Annotated in this window: 17 protein-coding genes; 7 read left to right on the forward strand and 10 right to left on the reverse strand. The window is 72.8% G+C overall.

The annotated features are described in order from the left end of the window. Positions 1–52: 52 nt before the first annotated feature. Entirely contained in the window at positions 53–847 is a 795-nt protein-coding gene (locus ACFSL2_RS03355; RefSeq protein ID WP_377196478.1) for a GntR family transcriptional regulator, read from the forward strand. On the opposite strand, the gene ACFSL2_RS03360 is transcribed toward ACFSL2_RS03355, so the two are convergent. From ACFSL2_RS03360 to ACFSL2_RS03375, 4 genes are read right to left on the reverse strand one after another with little or no spacing between them, the layout of a single operon-like run. Continuing rightward, a complete protein-coding gene (locus ACFSL2_RS03360; RefSeq protein WP_377196479.1) occupies positions 784–1,878 on the reverse strand; it encodes a zinc-binding dehydrogenase in 1,095 nt (364 codons plus the stop codon). The genes ACFSL2_RS03355 and ACFSL2_RS03360 overlap by 64 nt on opposite strands. Beyond that, the gene (phnE, locus tag ACFSL2_RS03365; protein ID WP_377196480.1) at positions 1,854–3,476 is read right to left on the reverse strand and encodes a phosphonate ABC transporter, permease protein PhnE; all 1,623 of its coding nucleotides are present in this window, start codon (positions 3,474–3,476) and stop codon (positions 1,854–1,856) included. Before phnE ends, ACFSL2_RS03360 begins: the two co-directional genes overlap by 25 nt. Continuing rightward, positions 3,473–4,303 carry a phosphonate ABC transporter ATP-binding protein gene (gene phnC, locus ACFSL2_RS03370; protein ID WP_377196481.1) on the reverse strand — a complete coding sequence of 277 codons (831 nt, stop codon included), beginning with the start codon at positions 4,301–4,303 and terminating at the stop codon, positions 3,473–3,475. The genes phnE and phnC overlap by 4 nt, the downstream gene beginning before the upstream one ends. A 2-nt stretch (positions 4,304–4,305) precedes the next feature. Then, positions 4,306–5,274 carry a phosphate/phosphite/phosphonate ABC transporter substrate-binding protein gene (locus ACFSL2_RS03375; RefSeq protein ID WP_377196482.1) on the reverse strand — a complete coding sequence of 323 codons (969 nt, stop codon included), beginning with the start codon at positions 5,272–5,274 and terminating at the stop codon, positions 4,306–4,308. 157 nt (positions 5,275–5,431) lie between these two features. On the opposite strand from ACFSL2_RS03375, the gene ACFSL2_RS03380 reads away from it, so the two are divergent. After that, entirely contained in the window at positions 5,432–6,646 is a 1,215-nt protein-coding gene (locus tag ACFSL2_RS03380) for an alpha-D-ribose 1-methylphosphonate 5-triphosphate diphosphatase (RefSeq protein ID WP_377200758.1), read from the forward strand. A 117-nt stretch (positions 6,647–6,763) separates the two neighbouring features. Here the strand turns inward: ACFSL2_RS03380 and ACFSL2_RS03385 are convergent, their stop codons facing one another. Continuing rightward, entirely contained in the window at positions 6,764–7,858 is a 1,095-nt protein-coding gene (locus ACFSL2_RS03385) for a type I restriction endonuclease (RefSeq protein WP_377196483.1), read from the reverse strand. Between the two features lie 188 nt (positions 7,859–8,046). Between ACFSL2_RS03385 and ACFSL2_RS03390 the strand changes: the two genes are divergently transcribed. Beyond that, entirely contained in the window at positions 8,047–8,928 is an 882-nt protein-coding gene (locus ACFSL2_RS03390; protein ID WP_377196484.1) for a phosphotransferase family protein, read from the forward strand. Positions 8,929–8,951: 23 nt separating this feature from the next. On the opposite strand, the gene ACFSL2_RS03395 is transcribed toward ACFSL2_RS03390, so the two are convergent. The 3 genes from ACFSL2_RS03395 to ACFSL2_RS03405 all read right to left on the reverse strand — a co-directional run bounded on the left by ACFSL2_RS03395 (position 8,952) and on the right by ACFSL2_RS03405 (position 12,529). Continuing rightward, entirely contained in the window at positions 8,952–10,514 is a 1,563-nt protein-coding gene (locus ACFSL2_RS03395) for a cytochrome b (protein ID WP_377196485.1), read from the reverse strand. After that, positions 10,504–11,871 carry an NAD(P)/FAD-dependent oxidoreductase gene (locus tag ACFSL2_RS03400; RefSeq protein WP_377196486.1) on the reverse strand — a complete coding sequence of 456 codons (1,368 nt, stop codon included), beginning with the start codon at positions 11,869–11,871 and terminating at the stop codon, positions 10,504–10,506. The genes ACFSL2_RS03395 and ACFSL2_RS03400 overlap by 11 nt, the downstream gene beginning before the upstream one ends. 64 nt (positions 11,872–11,935) lie before the next feature. Next, positions 11,936–12,529: a GNAT family N-acetyltransferase gene (locus ACFSL2_RS03405; RefSeq protein WP_377196487.1), complete on the reverse strand. Its 594-nt coding sequence runs from the start codon at positions 12,527–12,529 to the stop codon at positions 11,936–11,938. A gap of 142 nt (positions 12,530–12,671) precedes the next feature. On the opposite strand from ACFSL2_RS03405, the gene ACFSL2_RS03410 reads away from it, so the two are divergent. Further along, positions 12,672–13,493 (forward strand): TetR/AcrR family transcriptional regulator, encoded by an 822-nt coding sequence (locus tag ACFSL2_RS03410; RefSeq protein WP_377196488.1) that lies wholly within the window; start codon positions 12,672–12,674, stop codon positions 13,491–13,493. A gap of 13 nt (positions 13,494–13,506) precedes the next feature. On the opposite strand, the gene ACFSL2_RS03415 is transcribed toward ACFSL2_RS03410, so the two are convergent. After that, entirely contained in the window at positions 13,507–15,666 is a 2,160-nt protein-coding gene (locus ACFSL2_RS03415) for an MMPL family transporter (protein WP_377196489.1), read from the reverse strand. Then, positions 15,663–16,109, reverse strand: coding sequence for a pyrimidine dimer DNA glycosylase/endonuclease V (locus ACFSL2_RS03420; RefSeq protein WP_377196490.1), 447 nt, complete (start codon positions 16,107–16,109; stop codon positions 15,663–15,665). Before ACFSL2_RS03420 ends, ACFSL2_RS03415 begins: the two co-directional genes overlap by 4 nt. Positions 16,110–16,240: 131 nt before the next feature. Here ACFSL2_RS03420 and ACFSL2_RS03425 point away from each other — a divergent pair, with 131 nt between their 5' ends. The 3 genes from ACFSL2_RS03425 to ACFSL2_RS03435 all read left to right on the forward strand — a co-directional run bounded on the left by ACFSL2_RS03425 (position 16,241) and on the right by ACFSL2_RS03435 (position 19,432). Beyond that, positions 16,241–16,792, forward strand: a complete 552-nt coding sequence (locus tag ACFSL2_RS03425; protein WP_377196491.1) for a MarR family winged helix-turn-helix transcriptional regulator — start codon at positions 16,241–16,243, stop codon at positions 16,790–16,792. Positions 16,793–17,046: 254 nt separating this feature from the next. Then, positions 17,047–18,069 carry a LacI family DNA-binding transcriptional regulator gene (locus ACFSL2_RS03430; protein ID WP_377196492.1) on the forward strand — a complete coding sequence of 341 codons (1,023 nt, stop codon included), beginning with the start codon at positions 17,047–17,049 and terminating at the stop codon, positions 18,067–18,069. Between the two features lie 73 nt (positions 18,070–18,142). Next, positions 18,143–19,432, forward strand: a complete 1,290-nt coding sequence (locus ACFSL2_RS03435; RefSeq protein WP_377196493.1) for a sugar ABC transporter substrate-binding protein — start codon at positions 18,143–18,145, stop codon at positions 19,430–19,432. The last annotated feature ends 14 nt before the right edge of the window (positions 19,433–19,446 follow it).

A 19,446-nucleotide genomic window follows, 5' to 3' on the forward strand; every position in this document is an offset into this window, starting at 1 on the left:
AGCGGGTCGTCGAGTTCATGCCGCAGTCATCTGGTCGCGCTACCGTTCCTGCGTGACCAAGTCGACCGAGATCGTCCGGGTGCTCGCGGAGGAGCTCGCGAGCGTCCCACCGGGCACCCGGGTCGCGTCCGAGGCGGACGTCGGCCAGCGGTTCGGCGTGGGACGTGCGGCGGCCCGCGCGGCCCTCGGGGAGCTGGAGCGCCGGATGCTCGTGAGCCGGATCCAGGGTGGCGGCACCTTCACGCGGCGGCGCGTCGACTACCTCGTCGCACCGGGCCGGGCCCCGTCCTGGAGCCGCACGGTCCGTGAGGCGGGCGCGACGCCCCGCACGGTCGTGCTGGCCTGTGACGAGGTGCCGCTGCCGCCCTCGGTCGCGCACGCGCTCTGGACGGAGCCGGGGGAACTGGGGTTCCGGCTCGTGCGCCGGTCGTTCATCGACGGGATGCCCGCCGCGTGGGGCGTCGAGTGGCTCACGGTGGCGCTGGTGCCCGAGCTGCCGGCCGCCCTGCGCCACGAGGAGTCGCTGGACGCGATCCTGCGCGAGGTCGCTCGGGTGCGTCCCGAGCGTGCGTGGACCCGGGCCAGCATGGAGTCCGCGCCCGACGACGCGAGCGCCGGGCTCGGCTGCCGGCCGGGTGACCCGGCCTGGCTGATCGCGAGCCTCGCGCGCGACGGCGCGGACGGGCGCCCGCTGCTCTCGACGGAGCGGTGGGTGCGGGCGGACGCCGTCCGCGTCGTCGTGGAGCTCGGGGCTCCCGGGACGGCTCCCGACGGTGGGGCCGGTCACGGGACCACCGCTGCTCGCGGCGCGACGCCGGGCGGCCCGGTGAGCACCCGCCCCACCTGATCGAGCGCGACGGCGGGCGCGACGAGCTCGTGCCACGGCACCGTGTCGCGGGTGTCGGCGAGCAGGGCCAGCGCCGCACCGAGGTGCCGCGGCTCGTAGTTGTGCACGCCCGTGACGGTGAGCCAGCCGCGCACCACCCGTTCCGCGTCGAGCGGTACCGGCGGGGCGGGCGCGACGGAACCGGCGAGCACGAGGCGTCCACCGACGTCGAGGGCGTCGAGGCACCGGGTCACCGCGGGGCTCGCCCCGGACAGCTCGATCGCGACGTCCACGGGGCCGAGCGCGGTGCCGCCGCCGGAGGTGGGGTCGGTGGCCCGCACCGGTGCGTCGACGCCGTGCGCGGACGTGGCGCCGAACCGCAGGGCGAGGTCGAGCCGGGCCCGGTCCGGGTCGGTGACGAGAACCTGGCTCGCCCCGGCGGCGCGCGCGGCGGCCACGGCGGTGATGCCGAGCATCCCCGCGCCGCTGACCAGGACGCGGCAGCCGGTGAGCGGCCCGGCGGCCTCGAGGGCCGCCATGACGGTGGCGGTCGCGCAGCCCGCGGGGGACGCGAGCTCGTCGGGCAGGGCGGCCGGGACGCGGGCGATGGTCGCGCCGCGCGGCAGCACCAGGTGCTGTGCGTAGGTTCCGCTGAGCGGCCAGTCGGACCCGAACGCCTCGTGCCCGACCTTGCGGACCGACCGGCACTTCGCGGTGCGTCCGGCGGTGCACCGGTCGCAGGTGCCGCACGTGACGGTCACGCCCCAGACGACCCGGTCGCCCTCGGCGAGCGGGCGGCCGTCGTCGGCCGGTGCGCCACCGGGACCGGTCGCGACGACGTCACCTACCGCCTCGTGCCCGAGCACCGAGGGCGAGGGCGACGAGCGCCGCCCCGAGACGGTGTGCCGGTCGCTCCCGCAGACCGTCGCGAGCCGGACCCGCATGAGCACCTCTCCGGGACCCGGCTCGGGGAGCGGCACCTCGACGAGGCGGACGGCGTCGCCGCCCTCCCACAACGCCACGGTCGTCAGGTCAGCTGTGCGCGGATCCACCCGGAGAGCCTTTCGATGAGGAGGACGACGACGAACACCAGGAGCACGATGCCACCGACCACCTCGAACTGGAGGGTGCGCACCGCCTCGAACAGCAGGAAGCCGACCCCGCCGGCGCCGACGATCCCGAGGATCGTCGAGGTCCGGATGTTGACGTCGAGCAGGTAGAGCGCCGAGCCGACGACCGACGGCATGCTCTGGGGCAGGACCGCCGCGAAGAGGACCTTCCACCAGCCGCCGCCGACGGAGCGCACCGCCTCGGCGGGTCCCGCCGGGACCTCCTCGACGGCGTCGGCGACCAGCTTGCCGAGGAAGCCGATCGAGCCGATGCCGAGCGCGATGGCACCGGCGACCGGCCCGAGGCCGACGGCCGCGACGAGGATCACCGCGAGGACGAGCTCCGGGACCGCCCGGACGACGAGGACGACGGTGCGGGCGGCGGCATGGACCACGGGGTGGGGTGCCACGTTCCGGGCGGCGAGCAGGCCGAGGGGGAGTGACAGCACGACGCCGATCCCCGTGGCCACGAGCCCGATCGCGAGCGTCTGGAGCAGCGCCTCCCAGAGCACGGGTCCGAGCGACGTGAGGTCCGGCGGGAACGTGCGGCCGGCGACCCTCAGCAGGTCGGGTACCGACGTCACCAGGGAGACCGGGTCGATCTCGAGCCGGACGAACGCGACCGCCGTGAGGGCGAGCGCGGCGCCGCCGGAGACGAACCGGATCACCCGGTCCCGTCCGAAGCGCGGGCGGCGGGGCGCCAGCAGCGCGCGGCGGACCGCCATCGACAGCAGCTCCATGGCCGCGACGACCACGAGGATGATCGCGACGATGCCGAGCGCCTTCGGGTACACGAGGCCGCGCAGCGCGTCCTGCAGGGCGAAGCCGATGCCGCCCGCGCCGACGAAGCCCAGCACGACGGACGTGCGCAGGTTGATGTCCACCCGGTAGACGAACGCCGACACCCAGGCGGGCACCACCTGGGGCACCACGCCGTTGAGCAGCTCGCGCAGCGGGCCGACGCCGACGCTGCGCACCGCCTCGCGGGGGCCGGGGTCGGCGTCCTCGATGGCGTCGGCGAAGAGCTTGCCGAGCATGCCGACGGAGTGCAGCGCGAGGGCGAGCACGCCGGGCAGCACACCGAGGCCGAGCGCGCGGACGAAGAGCACCGCGAACACGAGGTCGGGCACGGCGCGGCAGAACGTGATGAGGCCACGTGCGACGGCGGCCACGGCGGGGTGCGGCGTCGTCGTGCGGGCGGCGAGGAACGCGAGGGGGACGGACAGGAGCGTCGCCAGCACGGTCCCGAGGAATGCCATGAGCACCGTGTCGAGGGTGAGTGCGGCGATGCGCGCGGGATCGTCGACGCGCGGCGGCAGCATCCGCTCGACGAGCGACGCGACGTCGGCACCGCCGGCGACCAGCGTCGGCAGGTCGAGGCCGATCGACGACGCCGCGACGAGCGTGAGCAGCACCGAACCGCCCGCGATCCAGCGGAGCAGGCGCTGCTGCGGCGTGGGCGGCGGCGGCAGGCGTCCGCCGGTGCGGTGCGGTGCGGGTCCGGCAGCACGTTCCCGCGTGGCCGTCGGCGGGGCGGTCACGCCAGGGCCGCCGGTGCGCGCGTGTCGGCCGGGGCGGTCGCTCCGGCGTCCGCCTCCGCTGCTGCCGGGTCGACGCGCCGGTAGATCGACATGGCGTCGTCCCGGGTCAGGTCCGCCGCCGGTCGGTCGAGAACCTTCTCGCCGCTGCGCAGGCCGACCAGCCGGTGCGCCCACCCGAGCGCGAGGTCGACCTGGTGCAGGGTGCACACGACGGTCAGCCCTTCCTCGGCGCACACCCGGACGAGGAGGTCCATCACCGCGCCCGAGTTCTCCGGGTCGAGCGACGCGACGGGCTCGTCGGCCAGCACGAGCTGGGGGCGTTGCATGAGGGTCCGTGCGATGGCGACACGCTGCTGCTGGCCGCCCGAGAGCGTGTCGGCCCGCTGGTAGGCGTGGTCCGCGAGGCCGACCCGGTCGATGTGGGCGAGCGCCTCGTCGCGCATCCGGCGCGAGTACGTCGTCACGCCGTACCGCGGTCCGCGGACCCGCCCGAGCCCGCCGATCAGCACGTTCTCGAGGCACGTGAGCCGGCCGACGAGGTTGAACTGCTGGAACACGAAGCCGACCTCGGTGCGCAGGCGGCGCAGCTCGCGCCCCGACGCGCGGTCGACCCGGGTGCCCGCCACCGTGACCTCACCGGAGGTGGGCCGGTGCAGGCCGTTGAGGCAGCGCAGGAGCGTCGACTTGCCCGAGCCCGACAGGCCGAGCAGCACGAGCAGCTCGCCGCGCGCCACGTCGAGGTCCACGCCCGCCAGGGCGGTGGTCCCGTCGAAGTCCTTGGTCAGGCCACGAACCCGGACGACGGGTTCGCCGGTGCCGGATCCCACGGTCAGCCCTCGCACTTGTCGGACTTGGTGAGCGCGCAGACCTCACGGGTGCCGTCGTAGTCCGCGTCCTCGGCCGGCGCGAAGCCCCAGGCGTCCTCGTCGGTGAGCAGGCACTCGCCGTCGCAGTAGCCCTCGGACAGCAGGTAGTCGGAGTTGGCCTTCTCGGTGACGAGGTCCGCGAGCCTCGTGTTCACCTCGGCGCCGAGCGCGTCGCTGCCGACGAAGAGCGAGCCCGAGATCTTGGGCGAGCGCCAGACCTCCTTGAGGTCTCCGTCGGCGAGGTCGCCCGCCGCCGGGAGGGTCTCGGTGACCATGGACTCCATGGCGAAGCCCGCCTCGCAGTCACCGGCGGCGACCCCCAGCGCGGAGGCGTCGTGCGCACCGGCGTAGACCGGCTGGACTCCCGCCGCGACGTCCGCCTCCTTGCCGGAGGCGATGACACCGGCGTCGATCAGGCCGGCGCTCGGGTACAGGAAGCCCGACGTCGAGCCGGGGTCGACGAAGCACACGCTGCGCCCGGCGAAGTCCTCGAGGCCGTCGATCTCGCTGTCCCCGGGCGCGATGCCGAGCGAGAAGTAGCCCGGTTCGGCGCCCTCCGCCTCGATCGCCGCGCCCAGCGGGGTGATCTCGGCGTCGTTGTGCGTGGCGATCACGTAGGCGAACGAACCGAGGAACGCGATGTCGACCTTGTCGGCGATGAGGCCCTCGATGACGCCCGCGTAGTCCGAGGCCTGGCTCACCTCGACGGTCGCACCCGTCTCCTCCTCGAGCATCGCCACGATGGGGTCGTACCCGGCCGCGAGGTCGGTGGAGTTCTCGGCGGGGATCGCGGCCAGCCGGATGACCGACGGGAAGCCCTCGGCGGTGGTGCTCTCGGCCGCGGCTCCGGAACCGCCGGCACACGCGGACATCGTCAGCGCGGTCGCCGCGGCGAACGCCGCCGTGGTGAGGCTCTTGGTGGTCTTCATCATCTCTCCGGTGGTAGCCGTTCTGGCGGTGCCCGGTACGGGCGCCGTCGCCGAGTCTGTGAGGACGGGAAGAACCGTCGGCCCTGCCGTGGTGAACGGCGGGTGAACTGTCGTTCACCGTCCCGCCAGGTCGTCCGGACAACATGAGGCGGTGCACCACATGACTGCCGGCTGGCCGCTCGGGGCGACGCCGGGGGACTGGACCCTCGCGGGGGTCACCGCCGTCCTGCCCGACCGGGTGGTCGACGACGCGTGGCTGGTCGTGCGGGACGGTCGCATCGTCGAGGTGGGCCCACGGCCGCCGGGCGCCCGCGCCGACCTCGACGGCCGCGGCGCGCTCTGCCTGCCTGGCCTCGTGGACGTGCACACCGACGTCCTCGCCCACGAACGCAGACCGCGTCCCGGTGCCGACCTTCCGCTCGACCTCGCCGTCCGCACCGCCACGGAGCGCCTCGCCGGGTGCGGCGTGCTCACGGCCTTCCACGGCGTGCCCTTCGGCGCGCACACGCCCGTCGGCCTGCCCGCGGGCCTACCCGGGCCGGAGGTCCTGCTCGAGGCTCTCCGGGCTCCCGAGGCCCGGGCGTCCGGCACGCGGGTGCTGCACCGGCTCGACATCCGCAGCCCGGCCGGCCTGCCCGCGCTGGAGGCCGCCCTCGCGCAGGCTCCCACGGACGACGCCCCACCGCTGGTCTCCCACGAGGACCACACGCCGGGGATCGGGCAGTACGCCGACCCCACGGCCATGGAGCGTTGGCTCGTGGGTCGCGAAGGGTTCTCGGCCGCCGACGCGCGGACCCACGTCCGGAGCTGGCGCACCGAACGCGAGGGCCGGTCCGACGTCGCCGCCGCGACCCTGGCCCGGCTGGGCGACCTCGCCCGGGCCGGCCGCGTCCAGCTGGCGGGCCACGACCCCGAGTCCACCGGCGACGTCGAGGCGCTCGTGGCACGGGGCGGCGTGGTCGCCGAGTTCCCCACGACCGTCGAGGCCGCCCGCGCCGCCCGGGCGCACGGGCTCGCGGTCGTGGCCGGCGCGCCGAACGCGGTGCGGGGCGGGTCCCACACCGCCAACGTCTCGGCGCGTGAGCTGGTGGCACTCGGGCTCGTGGACGCCCTCGCGTCCGACTACGTGCCGGCCACGCTGCTCGCCGCGATCGAGGTCCTCGTCCGCGAAGGGCTGGCCGACCTGCCGCGCGCCGTAGCGCTCGTCACGTCCGGCCCGGCCCGAGCGGCAGGGCTGGACGACCGAGGATCCCTGACCCCGGGCGCGCGGGCCGACGTCGTCCTGGTCCGGACCCTGGGCCGGTGGCCCTCGGTCGTCGCGACGCTCCGGGCGACGCAGGATCAGCCGCCTGGGATGGAGCCGGGGCGCGGCTGACGGCACGACGGGAGGCAGTCGCCGACGCGCCGCGTCTGCCGCTGACTCCTGCGATGCCCGCAACCGCGAGCGCCGCAGGCAGGACGGTGGACCCAACCTGCGGCGTCCGTACGGTGGTCACGCGTAGTAGTGCACCGTCTTTCGGATGTGCTCCGCGTGCTCGTAGATCTGGTCGAGCGACTCGATCGCATGCCGAGTCTCGACCTTTTCCTCATCGAAGAGGCCGAGGTACTTCTGCCCGGTGTTGAAGTGGAGCCGCGCGATCGGCTTGCGGTTGTTGTCGTCCAGCAGGACCCCCATGTAGCTCTTCGTGTCGCGCTGCACGATTCGAACGGGCGAGACCTCGCTGCAGGCGATCGCGCGCACTATCTGGAACGCCTCGATCTCTTCGAGCGTCGTCTCGAGCCCGCGCTCGGATCCGGAACCGGTCTCGTCCAGATCGGCCTCGACGGATGCCTCCGCGGTGAGGTCCGTCGAACCGACCGTGGCATAGACCTTGCCACCCAGTGCAGCCTTGATCCGGTCGTTCACCTGGTCTGCGAGGAACTGCTGCATCGCCTTCGAGACGAGGACACGGAACTGATCGCGCACCTTCTGGGTGATCGAGCCCTCGTAGACGCGGCTGGTCAAGCCTTTGATCCACTCGTCATCCGGGTCGCGAAACTGGGACGCGAGGCTCCGCTTGAGCGTTCCGATGTACTTGAGCTCCTCGGCGGCACTGACCACAGAGTCCACATCGAAGGTCTCTTTGGTCAGCTTCTGGACCTCGGGGATGAGGGACTCGTCGAGCTCAAGGAGGTCCAGCTGCAGGAACGGGGTGTCGTCCATGCGATTGGGGCGGTCGAGGTCGGTGAAAAAGTGATAGCGCTGACCGTTTGTCAGAATCGCGATGCGTGCATTCGCGACCGCGAAGTAGCGAAAGAGCTGCGACGCATGGTTCAGCGTCAGTGGAGCGCCGACGGCCTTGGCTTCGATCAAGATCTGGACTTCGCCATCCTTGACGATGGCATAGTCGATCTTCTCGCCCTTTTTGGTGCCGACGTCGGCCGTGAACTCCGGCACTACCTCGTCGGGGTTGAAGACGTCGTAACCGAGTACGTGGGCGATGAACGGCATGATGAATGCGTTCTTGGTCGCCTCTTCCGTAGCGATGTTGGCCTTCTGCTGTTCGATCTTGGTTGCAAGCGAAGCAATTCGCTCGGCGATATCCATGTTCGGGCCTCTGTTCGAATGACCAGTCACTCCTCTGGTCGTCGGATGCTAGCCGTCGCACCCCAATTCTGTACCCGAATCCTCACCACAGAACTCAAGATCACCCGGGTGATTGATCAGTTCGACCCGTTGAATTGCCACCCCAAACAAGGTGGCGGAGGCACCGGACGACGCACCAGACTGGCCGGATGACCGATGCGACCCGCGACGACGCCGGGATCGGAGTCCTGCTCGGCGCCGGGCGCGAGGCCGAGGTGTACGCATGGGGTAGTGACGCCGTCGTCAAGCTCTACCGCGCCGGACAGCACGGACACCGCGCCGAGGCCATCGCTCTGACCAGCCTTGCCCTGACCAGCCTGGAGGGACACCGCATCGCGCCGGGCCTTGTCGACGCCATCGACCACGACGGCAGGCCCGGCCTGGTGCTGGAGCGCGTCATCGGGACCGACATGCTGAGTCTGCTGCGGCGCCGGCCATGGCGCGTGCACACGCTGGCGTCAGCACTGGCCGATGCGCACGTCGTGGTGCAGGGCGTCCGGGCACCGGCGGAGCTGCCCGACGTCCGCCAGGTCCTCGCCACCCGCATCGAAGCCGCCGCGATGCCACGTGAGCTGCGGGGTTTCGCCCTGCGGCTGCTCGACGGGCTGCCGTCCGGCGACCGCCTGTGCCATGGCGACTACCACCCCGGCAACGTCATGGTCACGACCGACGGGGTCAGCGTCATCGACTGGCCGAACGCCGCACGGGGCGTACCCGAAGCAGACCATGCGCGAGCGCTCCTGCTGATGCGGTGGGCCGACCCGATGCCTGACGCACCCCTCGCGACGCGAGCGGTGGTGGCCAGTGGGCGCTCGATGCTCGCCCGCGGCTACGCACGCGGTTACGCACGGGCCCACGGGCGGCAGACACAGGGGAGCGGGGCCCCCAGCCGGCTGCAGCACCTGGAGCCATGGCTGGTGGTGCACATCGCCGCGCGCCTGTGGGAGGGCATCGACGCCGAGCGGCCACTGCTGACCGGCCTGCTCGGCCGTGCCTGGCGCAAGGATCACGCGGTGGGACCACAGCCCTGACTCGGCGTACCGAGTACGCCGAGTCAGGGCCGTGGTACCGGTTCGACCACTCGATCACGTCCCGGGTCACCTCCCGGACCGAGCACCGGCGTCCGGTCACCGTCCAGGACCGGCGCGACATGGCCGGTACCGAACCGACGGGACAGCGCCCCGCGCAGCCGCTCCCGCCTGCTGAGCCGGCCGTCGCCGTCCGGCCGGCCAGGCGCCGGCGGCACCGGGGCCACGGCGAGCAGCGCCCGCTCCTCGGCATCCGCGGGCTGGTGGACCTCGGCGTAGCCGCCGTTCGGCATCCGGACGATCCGGCCCGTCTCGTGCCCGTGCCGCGCGACCTCGCGGTCCTTGCGCTGCAGCCCGATGCACAGGCGTCGGGTCACCTCGAACGCGAGCGGCGGACCGATGACCAGCGCGACCTGGAGCGCCGTGATGATCGTCTCGAACGGCACGCTGAACTCCGTGGAGACGATGTCGGCGCTCGCGGCACCCCACAGGATCCCGTAGAAGAGCGCACCGGCGACACCGATCCCGGTGCGGAACGGAACGTTCCGCGGCCGGTCGAGCACATGGTGCGGCCGGCGGTCCTGATCGACCCACGCCTCGATGTACGGGTACAGGATCAGCACCGCGAAGTACCCCGTGATCACGGCCAGCGGAACCAGCGTCGCGAAGGTCACCGTGAAGCCCAGCCACTCGGTCTCCCAGCCGACCGGGACGAGGCGCAGGGCGCCGTCGAGAAATCCCATGTACCAGTCGGGCTGGCTCCCCGCGCCGACCTCGCCCACGCTGGCGGGCCCGTAGGACCAGACGGGGCTGATCGTGGAGGTGGCGCCGAGCAGGACCAGCACCGCGGCCGTCATCGCGGTCAGCCCGGCGGCCCGGAGGCCGGCGTCGGGCCACAGCCGCAGCCCGAGCGCCGGGGCGGGGCGCGGGTGGACCGCCTGTCCGTGCCGGACGAAGAGCACCGCACGCACCGCCAGGACCAGCACGAGCAGTCCGGGCGCGAGGACGGCGTGCACCGGGTACAGGTTCTCGATGATCTGGCCGGGGAACGGCCCGCCGAACATCCAGCTCGCCACCCAGGTGCCGACGAACGGGATGCTGAGGACCACGCCCTCCACGATGCGCAGGCCGGTGCCCGAGAGCATGTCGTCCGGCAGGGCGTAGCCGCTCCACCCGGCGGCGAGCACCAGGATGAAGGCCACGACGAGCAGTACCCAGCTCACGCGCCGCGGACGGCGGAACCCGCCGGTGAAGAACGTGATGAGCAGCTGCATGATCATCGACGCCGGCATGACCAGGGCCGCCCAGTGGTGCGTCTGGCGCAGGAGGAGCCCGCCGGTGTGCTCGAACGAGATGCGCATGGTCGAGTCGAACGCGGCGGTGACCGTCGCGCCCTGGAGGGGCTCGTAGGGCCCGTCGTAGGTGACGAGCTCGTTCGACGGCGTGTACCAGGTCGCCAGCAGCACCCCCGTCACCGCGAGGACGAGCAGGCAGGCGAACGTCACGACGCCGAACAGGTTGGACCAGCGCAGGTGCACCCGCCGCCGGCCGAGCTCCGCGGCGCGGGTCCGGATCCGGTCAGCCCGCATCGCGCACCACGCTCAGTTCGGGCCGGCCGTGGACCGACCCGGCGAACGGGTCACCGCCCGCCAGGAAGGCGGCGCGCGGCTGCTGCACCGCGGCGAGCGGGATCGTGTCCCGCCCGAAGAGCACCGCCGACGCCCAGACGAGCAGCACCCGCACCTTGCGCTCCCACGTGGGGACGGCGAGGACGTGGTAGCCGCGGTGCATCAGCCAGGCCGGGAAGCCCGTGATGACCAGGCGGCGGTACTGGAAGATGCCCTGCCCGATGCCGAGGGTGGCCACCGTGCCGAGGCTGTGGTGCAGGTACTGCCGTGGCTGCTTGCCGCGCAGGTCCGCGAGCACGTTGGCCGCCAGCAGCTTGCCCTGGCGCACGGCGTGCTGCGCGTTGGGTACCGTCCGGGCGCCCGGGAGGGGCGAGGCCAGGTCGGGCACCGCGGCGTTGTCACCCGCCGCCCAGGCGTGCGGCACGGGGCACTCGTCCGTGCCGACCCGGAGGTCGGCGCGGACGCGGACCAGGCCACGCTCGTCGACGGGCAGGTCGGTGTTCCGCGCGACGACGGGGTTGCTGCCGTTGCCTGCCGCCCAGACGAGCAGCCCGTTGCCGTACGACACACCGGTGGACAGCATGATCCGGCCGTCCGTGGCCGAGACCACCTGGGTGCCGAGGTGCAGGTGCGCACCCCGCTTCTCCAGGTGGCGCACCACCCACCGGCCGGGCTCGTCGGTGACCTCGGGCAGGATGCGGTCGTTCGCGTCGACGAGGTGGAAGTCCAGGTCGTCGCGGCTGAGCTCCGGGTAGACGCGCAGCATGCTCGTGGCCAGCGACAGCAGCTCGCCGAAGACCTCGACGCCGGTGAACCCGCCGCCGACCACCGTCACGGTCAGCAGCCGGCGGCGCTCGGCGCCCGGCGGCAGGAGGGCGGCGCGGTCGAAGGCCGTCAGGAGCTGGTCGCGGATGGCGACGGCCTCCTCGACGTGCTTGAGCCCGATCGCCTCCTGCTCGATCCCGGGAACCGGGAACGTGCGGGTCACGGCGCCCGCCGTGACCACGATCGTGTCGTACCCGATCTCGCGGAGAACGCCGTCGTTGGTCCGGACGGTGGCGGTGCGGTGCGCGTGGTCGATCGACGTCGTGTGCCCGGCGACGATGGTCGTACGGCGCAGGTGCCTGCGCAGCGACACCATGACGTGCCGCGCCTCGATCGAGCCCGCCGTGACCTCGGGCAGGAACGGTTGGTAGGTCATGTAGCCGTGCGGGTCGACGAGGGTGACGTCCGCCTCGCCGCGGTGCAGCTTCTTCTCCAGCCCCCACGCGGCATAGAAGCCGGCGTAGCCGCCACCGACGATCAGAATCTTCTCCATCACAACCTCCTGGTGGTCTTACCTGATCGACAAGACGCCCGGGCGATGTGTGACGTGGCGGTGGTCACACGGCGGCACTGTGCCACATGGGCTGGAGGGTGGGCCCACCCTCGGGCAGCCGGATCGGCGCACCGTGATCCTCGAAGCCGTGCCGCGCATAGAGCTTCCGGTTCCGAGGGGTCGACGCCTCCAGATAGACCGGAAGGCTCAGCCCGCGTGCGTGTTCGAGCCCGTAGCGGAGGATCGCGGTGCCCGCGCCGAGCCCGCGGCGGCGAGGAAGCGCGGCCATGGCCGACAGGTAGACATGGGGCACGTCCGGGTGGCGGGTGCCCGTCGCCGACAGCACCGCGGCGAGGCGGCGTGCGGCCTGACGGTCGTCCTCGGGCAGGTCGGGGTCGGGCGGGGCGCCGGGCAGGTCGACCCAGACCGACGCGGCGACGGGGTCGTCGCCGAGAAAGGCCGCCACGAGCTGCCCGGCCTCCACGGCGGCGCGGAGCGACGGCTCGAAGAGCTCACGGGTGTGCTCCTGGCGTCTCTCGGCGTCGGGTTCCACCCACGCCGAGACCGCCTCGTCGGCGAAGGCTTCGACGCACACGGGGAGCACGGTGCCGAACTCCGACGGCACGGACGGGCGGACGGTCAGGCGAGGCATCGACATGCCTCCAGGCTCGTGCACCCCGATCCGCTGGTGCAGTACTTTCGTCGCACGGAAGGGCGCGACGAAACCACCGGTGCGAGCTGCCGATGCGAGCTGTCGGTGCGGACTGCCGGTGCGGACTTGCCCGGGAAGGGGACACGGCATGAGGTGCGTGGAGTGCGGAGGTGACCTCGGGGCGGCGGCGGGTACCGGTCGACCGCGTCGCTACTGCTCCCGGTCCTGCCAGTCGCGGGCCTACCGGCGACGCCGGGACAGCGGTCGCCTCGCCCGTCCGACGCCGCGGCCGCCCGGAACCGGGTCCGCGGCCCAGGCAGACCGGACGGGCGACGACCTGGTTCGCGTCGCTGTCGCCCTGGCCGACGCCCACGGGATCGCCGCCGTGACACTGCGCACCGTCGCCCGCGACGCCGGAGCCGGGCTGCCGGCGGTGCGCCGGGCCTTCGGGAGCCGGGACCGTCTCGTGGCCATGCTGGTCCAGCAGGTCCTCGCCAGGCCGCAGCCCCCGGCGCCGTCGTCCGAGAGCCCGGTCCGGAGGCTCACCCGCCTCGCCGAGGAGGAGTGGGCGGCCTACCGGGCGCACCCGTGGCTCGTACCCGTCCTCGCGAGCAGCCGCCCGCCCCTGGTCCCCGCCGTCCTGGACGCCGCACGGGCGAGCACCGAGGCGTTCGAAGCGCTCGGTCTCGACCCGCCGTCGGCGCTCGGCAGATACCTCGCCCTGAGCGGGTACGTGCAGGGCATGGCGCTGCTGCTCCTCGCCGAGCGCGCGGAGGCGGCGCGCTCGGGGACGACCTACCAGGCCTGGTGGTCCGAGGAGGCGCGACGCCTCGACCGCACCGGAGCCGGCCGAACGCACTCCTGGCTCGTGGCCGCGAACGAGGGCAGGCTCCCGGAGGCCTTCGACACCGACACCGACGGCTGGTTCCGCGACGGGCTGCACCGCGTGCTCGTCGGCCTGGTCACCTGAGCATCCGAGACGGCTACGGGCGCTCGCGGGCCAGCCTGGACGGCCACCAGATCGCCCGTCCGATGTCGTACCCGAGGGCGGGGACCAGGAGTGAGCGGACCGCGAACGTGTCGAGCAGGACGCCGAACGCGACGATGAACGCCAGCTGGGCGAGGAAGAGGACCGGGATGACCGCGAGCGCCGTGAAGGTGGCGGCCAGCACCAGGCCCGCCGACGTGATGATGCCTCCGGTCAGCCGGAGACCGCGCAGCACCCCCTCCCGCGTGCCGTGGGTGAGGGACTCCTCGCGGACCCGGGTCATGAGGAAGATGTTGTAGTCGATCCCGAGCGCGACGAGGAAGACGAAGCCGAACAGCGGCACCGCGGGGTCGGCACCGGGGAAGCCGAGCAGGTCGTTGAACACGAGGGCCGCCACACCCATCGCGGTGCCGAAGGACAGCACCGTCGTGAGGATCAGCAGGACCGGCGCGAGCACGGCGCGCAGCAGCAGCATGAGGATCAGGAGAATCACGACGAGGACGATCGGCACGATGAGGGCGCGGTCCCGGATCGACGCCTCGTTCGTGTCGAGATCGGTGGCGGACTCGCCGCCCACCAGTGCCGCAGGGACCGTGTCGGCGTAGGCGGTGCGCAGGTCGCGGACGGTCTGCTCGGCGGCCGCCGAGTCCGCGGCGTCGTCGGGCGTGCCCTGGAGCAGTACCGCACCGTCGGAGACCACGGGCTCGGGGGCCGGGGCGCCCGGCGGGCCGAACGCCTGGATGCCCTCGGCGGTCACCGGGGCGGTCCCGCTCGGTGTCTCGGCGGTGATCGCCACCCGGGCTATGCCGTCCTCCGCCAGGAGGACGTCGGCGGCGCGCTGCATCTCGTCCTGCGGCGTGACGACGTAGACGGGACTGCCGGAGCCCGCGGGAAAGTGCTCCGCGAGCCGCTCCTGCCCGGTGCGCGCCTCGGAGGCGCCGAGGACGAGCTCCGACTGCGGCACGCCGGACGCCTGGAGCTGGGTGATCCCCAGGCAGCCGAGGGCGAGCGCCGCCGCCGTCGTGACCCAGATGGTCCGCGGCCGGGCACGGATGCCCCGGGAGAGCCGGCCCCACACGCCGCCGACCTGGGCGCCGGCGCGGGCGGCCGTCGGGTCGTAGGCGGGGCGGCGGGGCCAGAACGCCGCGCGTCCGAGGGCGAGCAGCAGGGCCGGGAGCAGGGTGAGCGCCGCGAGCATCGCGAAGACGATGCCCACGGCGGCGACCGGGCCGAGCGCACTGTTGGAGCGCAGCTCGCTCAGCAGCAGGCACAGCAGGCCCGCGATGACCGTGCCGCCGGAGGCGAGGATCGGTTCGACCGAACCGCGCAGCGCGCGCAGGGTGGCGGTCCATCGGTCGGGCGTGTGCACCAGCTCCTCGCGGAAGCGTGCGACGTACAGGAGGGCGTAGTCCGTCGCGGCGCCGATGACGAGGATGAACAGGATGCCCTGGGTCTGGCCGCTGAGGAGCAGCACGCCGGACCGTGCGAGGTGCCACACGGTCAGGAGCGCGAGGCACAGCGCGAACATGCTGGTCGCGAGCACCGCCAGGGGGAGGAGCAGCGAGCGGTAGACGATCACGAGGATGATCAGCACCGCGGCGAGCGCGACACCGAGGAGGATGCCGTCGATCCCCGCGAACGCCGACCCGAGGTCGCTCGAGAAGCCCGCGGGTCCGGTGATGTAGAGGTCGATGCCGTCGGGCAGGCCGGCCTGGAGGGTGTCGCGGAGCTCGGCGGTCGCCGCACCGAGGTCGGCGGAGCCGGACAGCGGCACGAAGGCCTGCGCGGCGGCGCCGTCGTCGGAGGGCAGGGGCGGGGAGACGTCGCCGTCCACGACCTCCAGGGCGGCGACGGCCTCGAGCCGCTCGCCGACGGCGGCCAGGTCGGCGTCGCCGAGGCCGTCCGTGGAGCCCTCCGGAGCGACGAAGAGGACGATCGCGGGTATCGCGTCACCCTCGGTGAAGCCGGAGAGCCGCTCCTGCACCTCGGTCGCCTCCGCGGTGGCCGGCAGGTAGGCCGTGCGGTCGTTCGAGGAGACCTCGTCGACCCGGCCGAAGTACGGGCCGCCGATCGCCGCGCCGACCAGCCAGACGATGATGAGCACGGCCGGCAGGGTCACCCGGAGCCAGCGCGGTACGCGCGCGCCGAAGGTCACGAGGCACGCTCCCAGCTCGCCACGGCACCGGGGACGACGTCGAACAGCGGGTGGGCCGCCGGTGACTCGATCCCGGCGAGCCGGCCGTGATGGGCGGGGGAGCGTACGGCGAGCTTCTGCAGGAGGTGCTGCCGCTCCAGCTGGAGCTGCCCGGTCGTCACCACGATCCTGGTGGCGTCCAGGACGCTCGGGTCCAGGTGCTGCGAGATCCGCTGCTCGTCGAACCGGTACCCGCGCCGGGTCGCCTCGTCGCGCACGCCGTGGAGGTAGGCGCAGATGGCGGTAGCGGGCCGGGGATGCTCCTGGAAGCGCTCGAGCTGCGGGTGCGCCGTATAGCCCCGGGTGCGGCCGAGGAGCACCGCCTGTGCCAGGAGGGCCTCGCGCCAGCAGGCGACGAGGCCCTGCCGGTCGAGCAGGGCAGGGTCAAGGGACCAGAGCCGCATGGGGCTGGACCTCCCTCTCCGAAGGCTGTGGGTCTGAAAGTTGCCGTGCACGCCGATGACGGCCGGCATTTCGCTAGCCAGGCTATATTCAAGCATATGACGCAATAAGTTGAGCGGAGTACCATCCAACCGTGGACTCCGAACCCGTGCCGCGCGACCAGGGCGAGCCGTCGATGCTGGACCCGCGCGTGCTGGACCCCGAGCAGGAGCTCGTGCGGCGTGCCGGCCTGGACGAGGGCGACGTCGACCAGGTGGTCCAGGTTCTCGAGGCCCTGCGCCGCTGGCGCGAGACGGAGCGCCGCATGAGCGAGGCCTCGCGGCGCTACATGAAGCTCGGCGAGACGGACATGCGGGCGCTCCGGTTCATCATCGCGATGCAGAACCACGGCCGTGTCGTGACGCCCGGCGCGATCGCGGAGCACCTGGGCATCACCACGGCGTCGACCACCAAGCTGATCGACCGCCTGGCGGCCGGTGACCACGTGCTGCGGCTGCCGCACCCGTCCGACCGGCGCAGCCTCGCGATCGAGGTCACCGAGGACACGCGGCGCGTGGCGCGCCAGGCCGTCGGCCGCACCCACGCCCGCCGGTTCGACGCCGCTGCGCGCCTGACCCCGCAGGAGCGCGAGATCGTGACCCGCTTCCTCGACGACCTGGCGGGTACGGACGACGCGTCGGTGTGACGCGCACTGCGACGGCGTGCTGCTGTCGGATCCGGCGTAGCCCGTTCCAGTGGGTGATGTTGTACGGATTTTTTCCCTGTCTGCCGCGAACCGGTTCGACGTTCCGGCCTGCGATGACGCCATCTTCGGCGGCGGTGCGCCGCAAGAGTCCGTAATGTTCGATCTTGCGGACCCGGCGACCGTGTGGTTAGAGTCGAACCGGTTCGCAACGGATGCGATCTGCAGCGACGGAGCAGCAGCACAAGGAGGCGTCAGTGGCCACCATCGGGGATGTCGCCCAGGCGGCGGGGGTGTCGCGCAGCACGGCGTCCTACGCGCTGTCGGGCAAGCGGGCCATCTCGGCCGACGTGCGCCGGCGCGTCGAGGACGCCGTCCGGCAGCTCGGCTACACGCCGAACGCCGGGGCACGAGCGCTCGCCACGTCGCAGACGATGGTGATCGGGCTGCTCGCCCAGTTCCTCGAGGACGAGTTCGCACCCGCGATGCTCCAGTACATGCTGGGCGTCTCCAACACGGCCCGGGAGCTCGGCTACGACATCCTGCTGGTGTCCGACGCCGACGGCACGCGTGCCCTGCGCCGCATCACCGACTCGCGCATGGTCGACGGCATCGTGCTGCTCAACGTGGCCGAACGGGACGAGCGGCTACCCATCCTCCGCTCCGCCGCACAGCCCGGCGCGCTCGTCGGGCTGCCCGCAGACTGCACCGGCGTGGACGTCTTCGACCTCGACTTCGAGGAGGCGGGCCGGCTCATGGTGGACCACCTGCACCGCCTCGGACATCGCGAGGTGGTTCTCGTGTCCCAGCCGGAGCACGTGATCGAACGCGGCGGCGCCTACGTGTGGCGCCTGCAGGACGCCGCCCGCGAGGCGGCCAGGGCGCGCGGCATCACCCTGCACACCGTTGCCGCCTCGTCGCACCAGCCCGACGTCGGCCAGGACCTGAACGCCCTGCTCGACGCGCACCCCGGCGTCACCGGGCTGCTGATCAACAACGAGGCGGCGGCGGCGGCCCTGCCGACCGTGCTGCACGAGCGCGGGCTCACGGCGCCGGCCGACCTGTCCGTCGTCGGGCGGTACTCCGACGAGTTCGCCCGCACCTTCTCGCTGCCCTACTCCTCGATCGAGAGCGCACCCGACCGCCTCGGCCGCATGGCCGTGCGCCAGCTCGTGCGTCGCATCGAGGGCGAGGTCGCAGCCGACGAGCCGCACGTCGTGCGGTTCGTGACCCCGGAGCTGGTCGACCGCGGCAGCACCGGCGTGCCGCGCACGGCCTGACGCCCCCAGGACCCAACACAGCACCCCAGCCGGCCGACGACGCCGTCGTGCCGGACTCGTTCAAGGAGGAACCATGCACCACACCGTGCAGCCCGCCCGACCGCACACGCGGCGCAAGCCCACCACCACCACGCTCGCGGCGGTCGGCGCGCTCGCCCTGGTCGGCGTGCTCGGCGCCTGCTCGACCGGCGGCGCCGCGGCCGGCGAGAGCGGCGGCGACGACAGCACCTACACCTGGTGGGACCCGTACCCCCAGCACGACGACGCGTCGGACTGGACGGGCCGCGTGCAGGCCTGCGGCGAGGAGGCCGGGGTCACCATCGAGCGCACCGCCTACGACACGACGGCACTGACCAACCAGGCGCTGCTCGCGGCGCAGGAGGGCACGTCGCCCGACGTCATCCTGCTCGACAACCCTGCCGTGTCCACGCTCGCGGACACCGGCATGCTCACCACCGTCGACGAGTTCGGCCTGGACACCTCCGCGATCGACGAGAACCTGCTCGCGGCCGGCGTCGTCGGCGGCGAGACGTACGGCATCCCGATCGGCGCCAACACGCTGTCGCTCTACTACAACGCGGACGTCCTGGAGGCGGCGGGCGTCGACCCGGCGTCGATCACCGACTGGGACTCGCTCACGGCGGCCCTGAAGGCCGTCACGGACAACGGCGACAAGGGCATCACCTTCGCCGGCATCGGCACGGAGGAGGGCTCGTTCCAGTTCCTGCCGTGGTTCTGGGGCGCGGGTGCCGACCTGCGCAACCTCGACTCGCCCGAGGCCGTAGCGGCGCTCGAGCTGTGGCAGGGCTGGCTGGAAGAGGGGTACGCGCCCAACTCGGTGATCAACAACTCGCAGAACACCGTGTGGGAGGAGTTCCTCACCGGCGACTTCGCGTTCGCGGAGAACGGCACCTGGCAGGTCGACAGCGCGGCGGGCGCGGACTTCGAGACCGGCGTGGTCCAGCTGCCCGGGCGGGACGGCGGCGTCGCGCAGGCACCGACGGGCGGCGAGTTCATCCTGGCGCCCGTGCAGGAGGACACCGAGCGCTACGACGTCACCCGGCAGATCGTCGAGTGCATGACCACGCCGGAAGGCTTCGTCGAGACGGCGAACACGTTCGCCTACTACGTCCCGCCGACGGCGGACGGCCAGGCCGCGCTCGTCGAGGAGAAGCCGGAGCTCGAGCCGTGGGTCGAGGCCGTGCGCAACGCCAAGGGCCGCACCAGCGACGACCTCGGCGCCGACTACCCGGTGATCTCCGAGGCCCTGTGGACAGCAGTCCAGAACGCGCTCTCGGGCGCGGCGACGCCGGAAGAGGCCCTGAAGACGGCCCAGACGGAAGCCGAGGCAGCCACCAGCTGACGCCCGGGGCGACC

The sequence above is a fragment of the Promicromonospora aerolata genome, assembly GCF_042682255.1.
GTDB classification, from domain to species: Bacteria; Actinomycetota; Actinomycetes; order Actinomycetales; family Cellulomonadaceae; genus Promicromonospora; species Promicromonospora aerolata.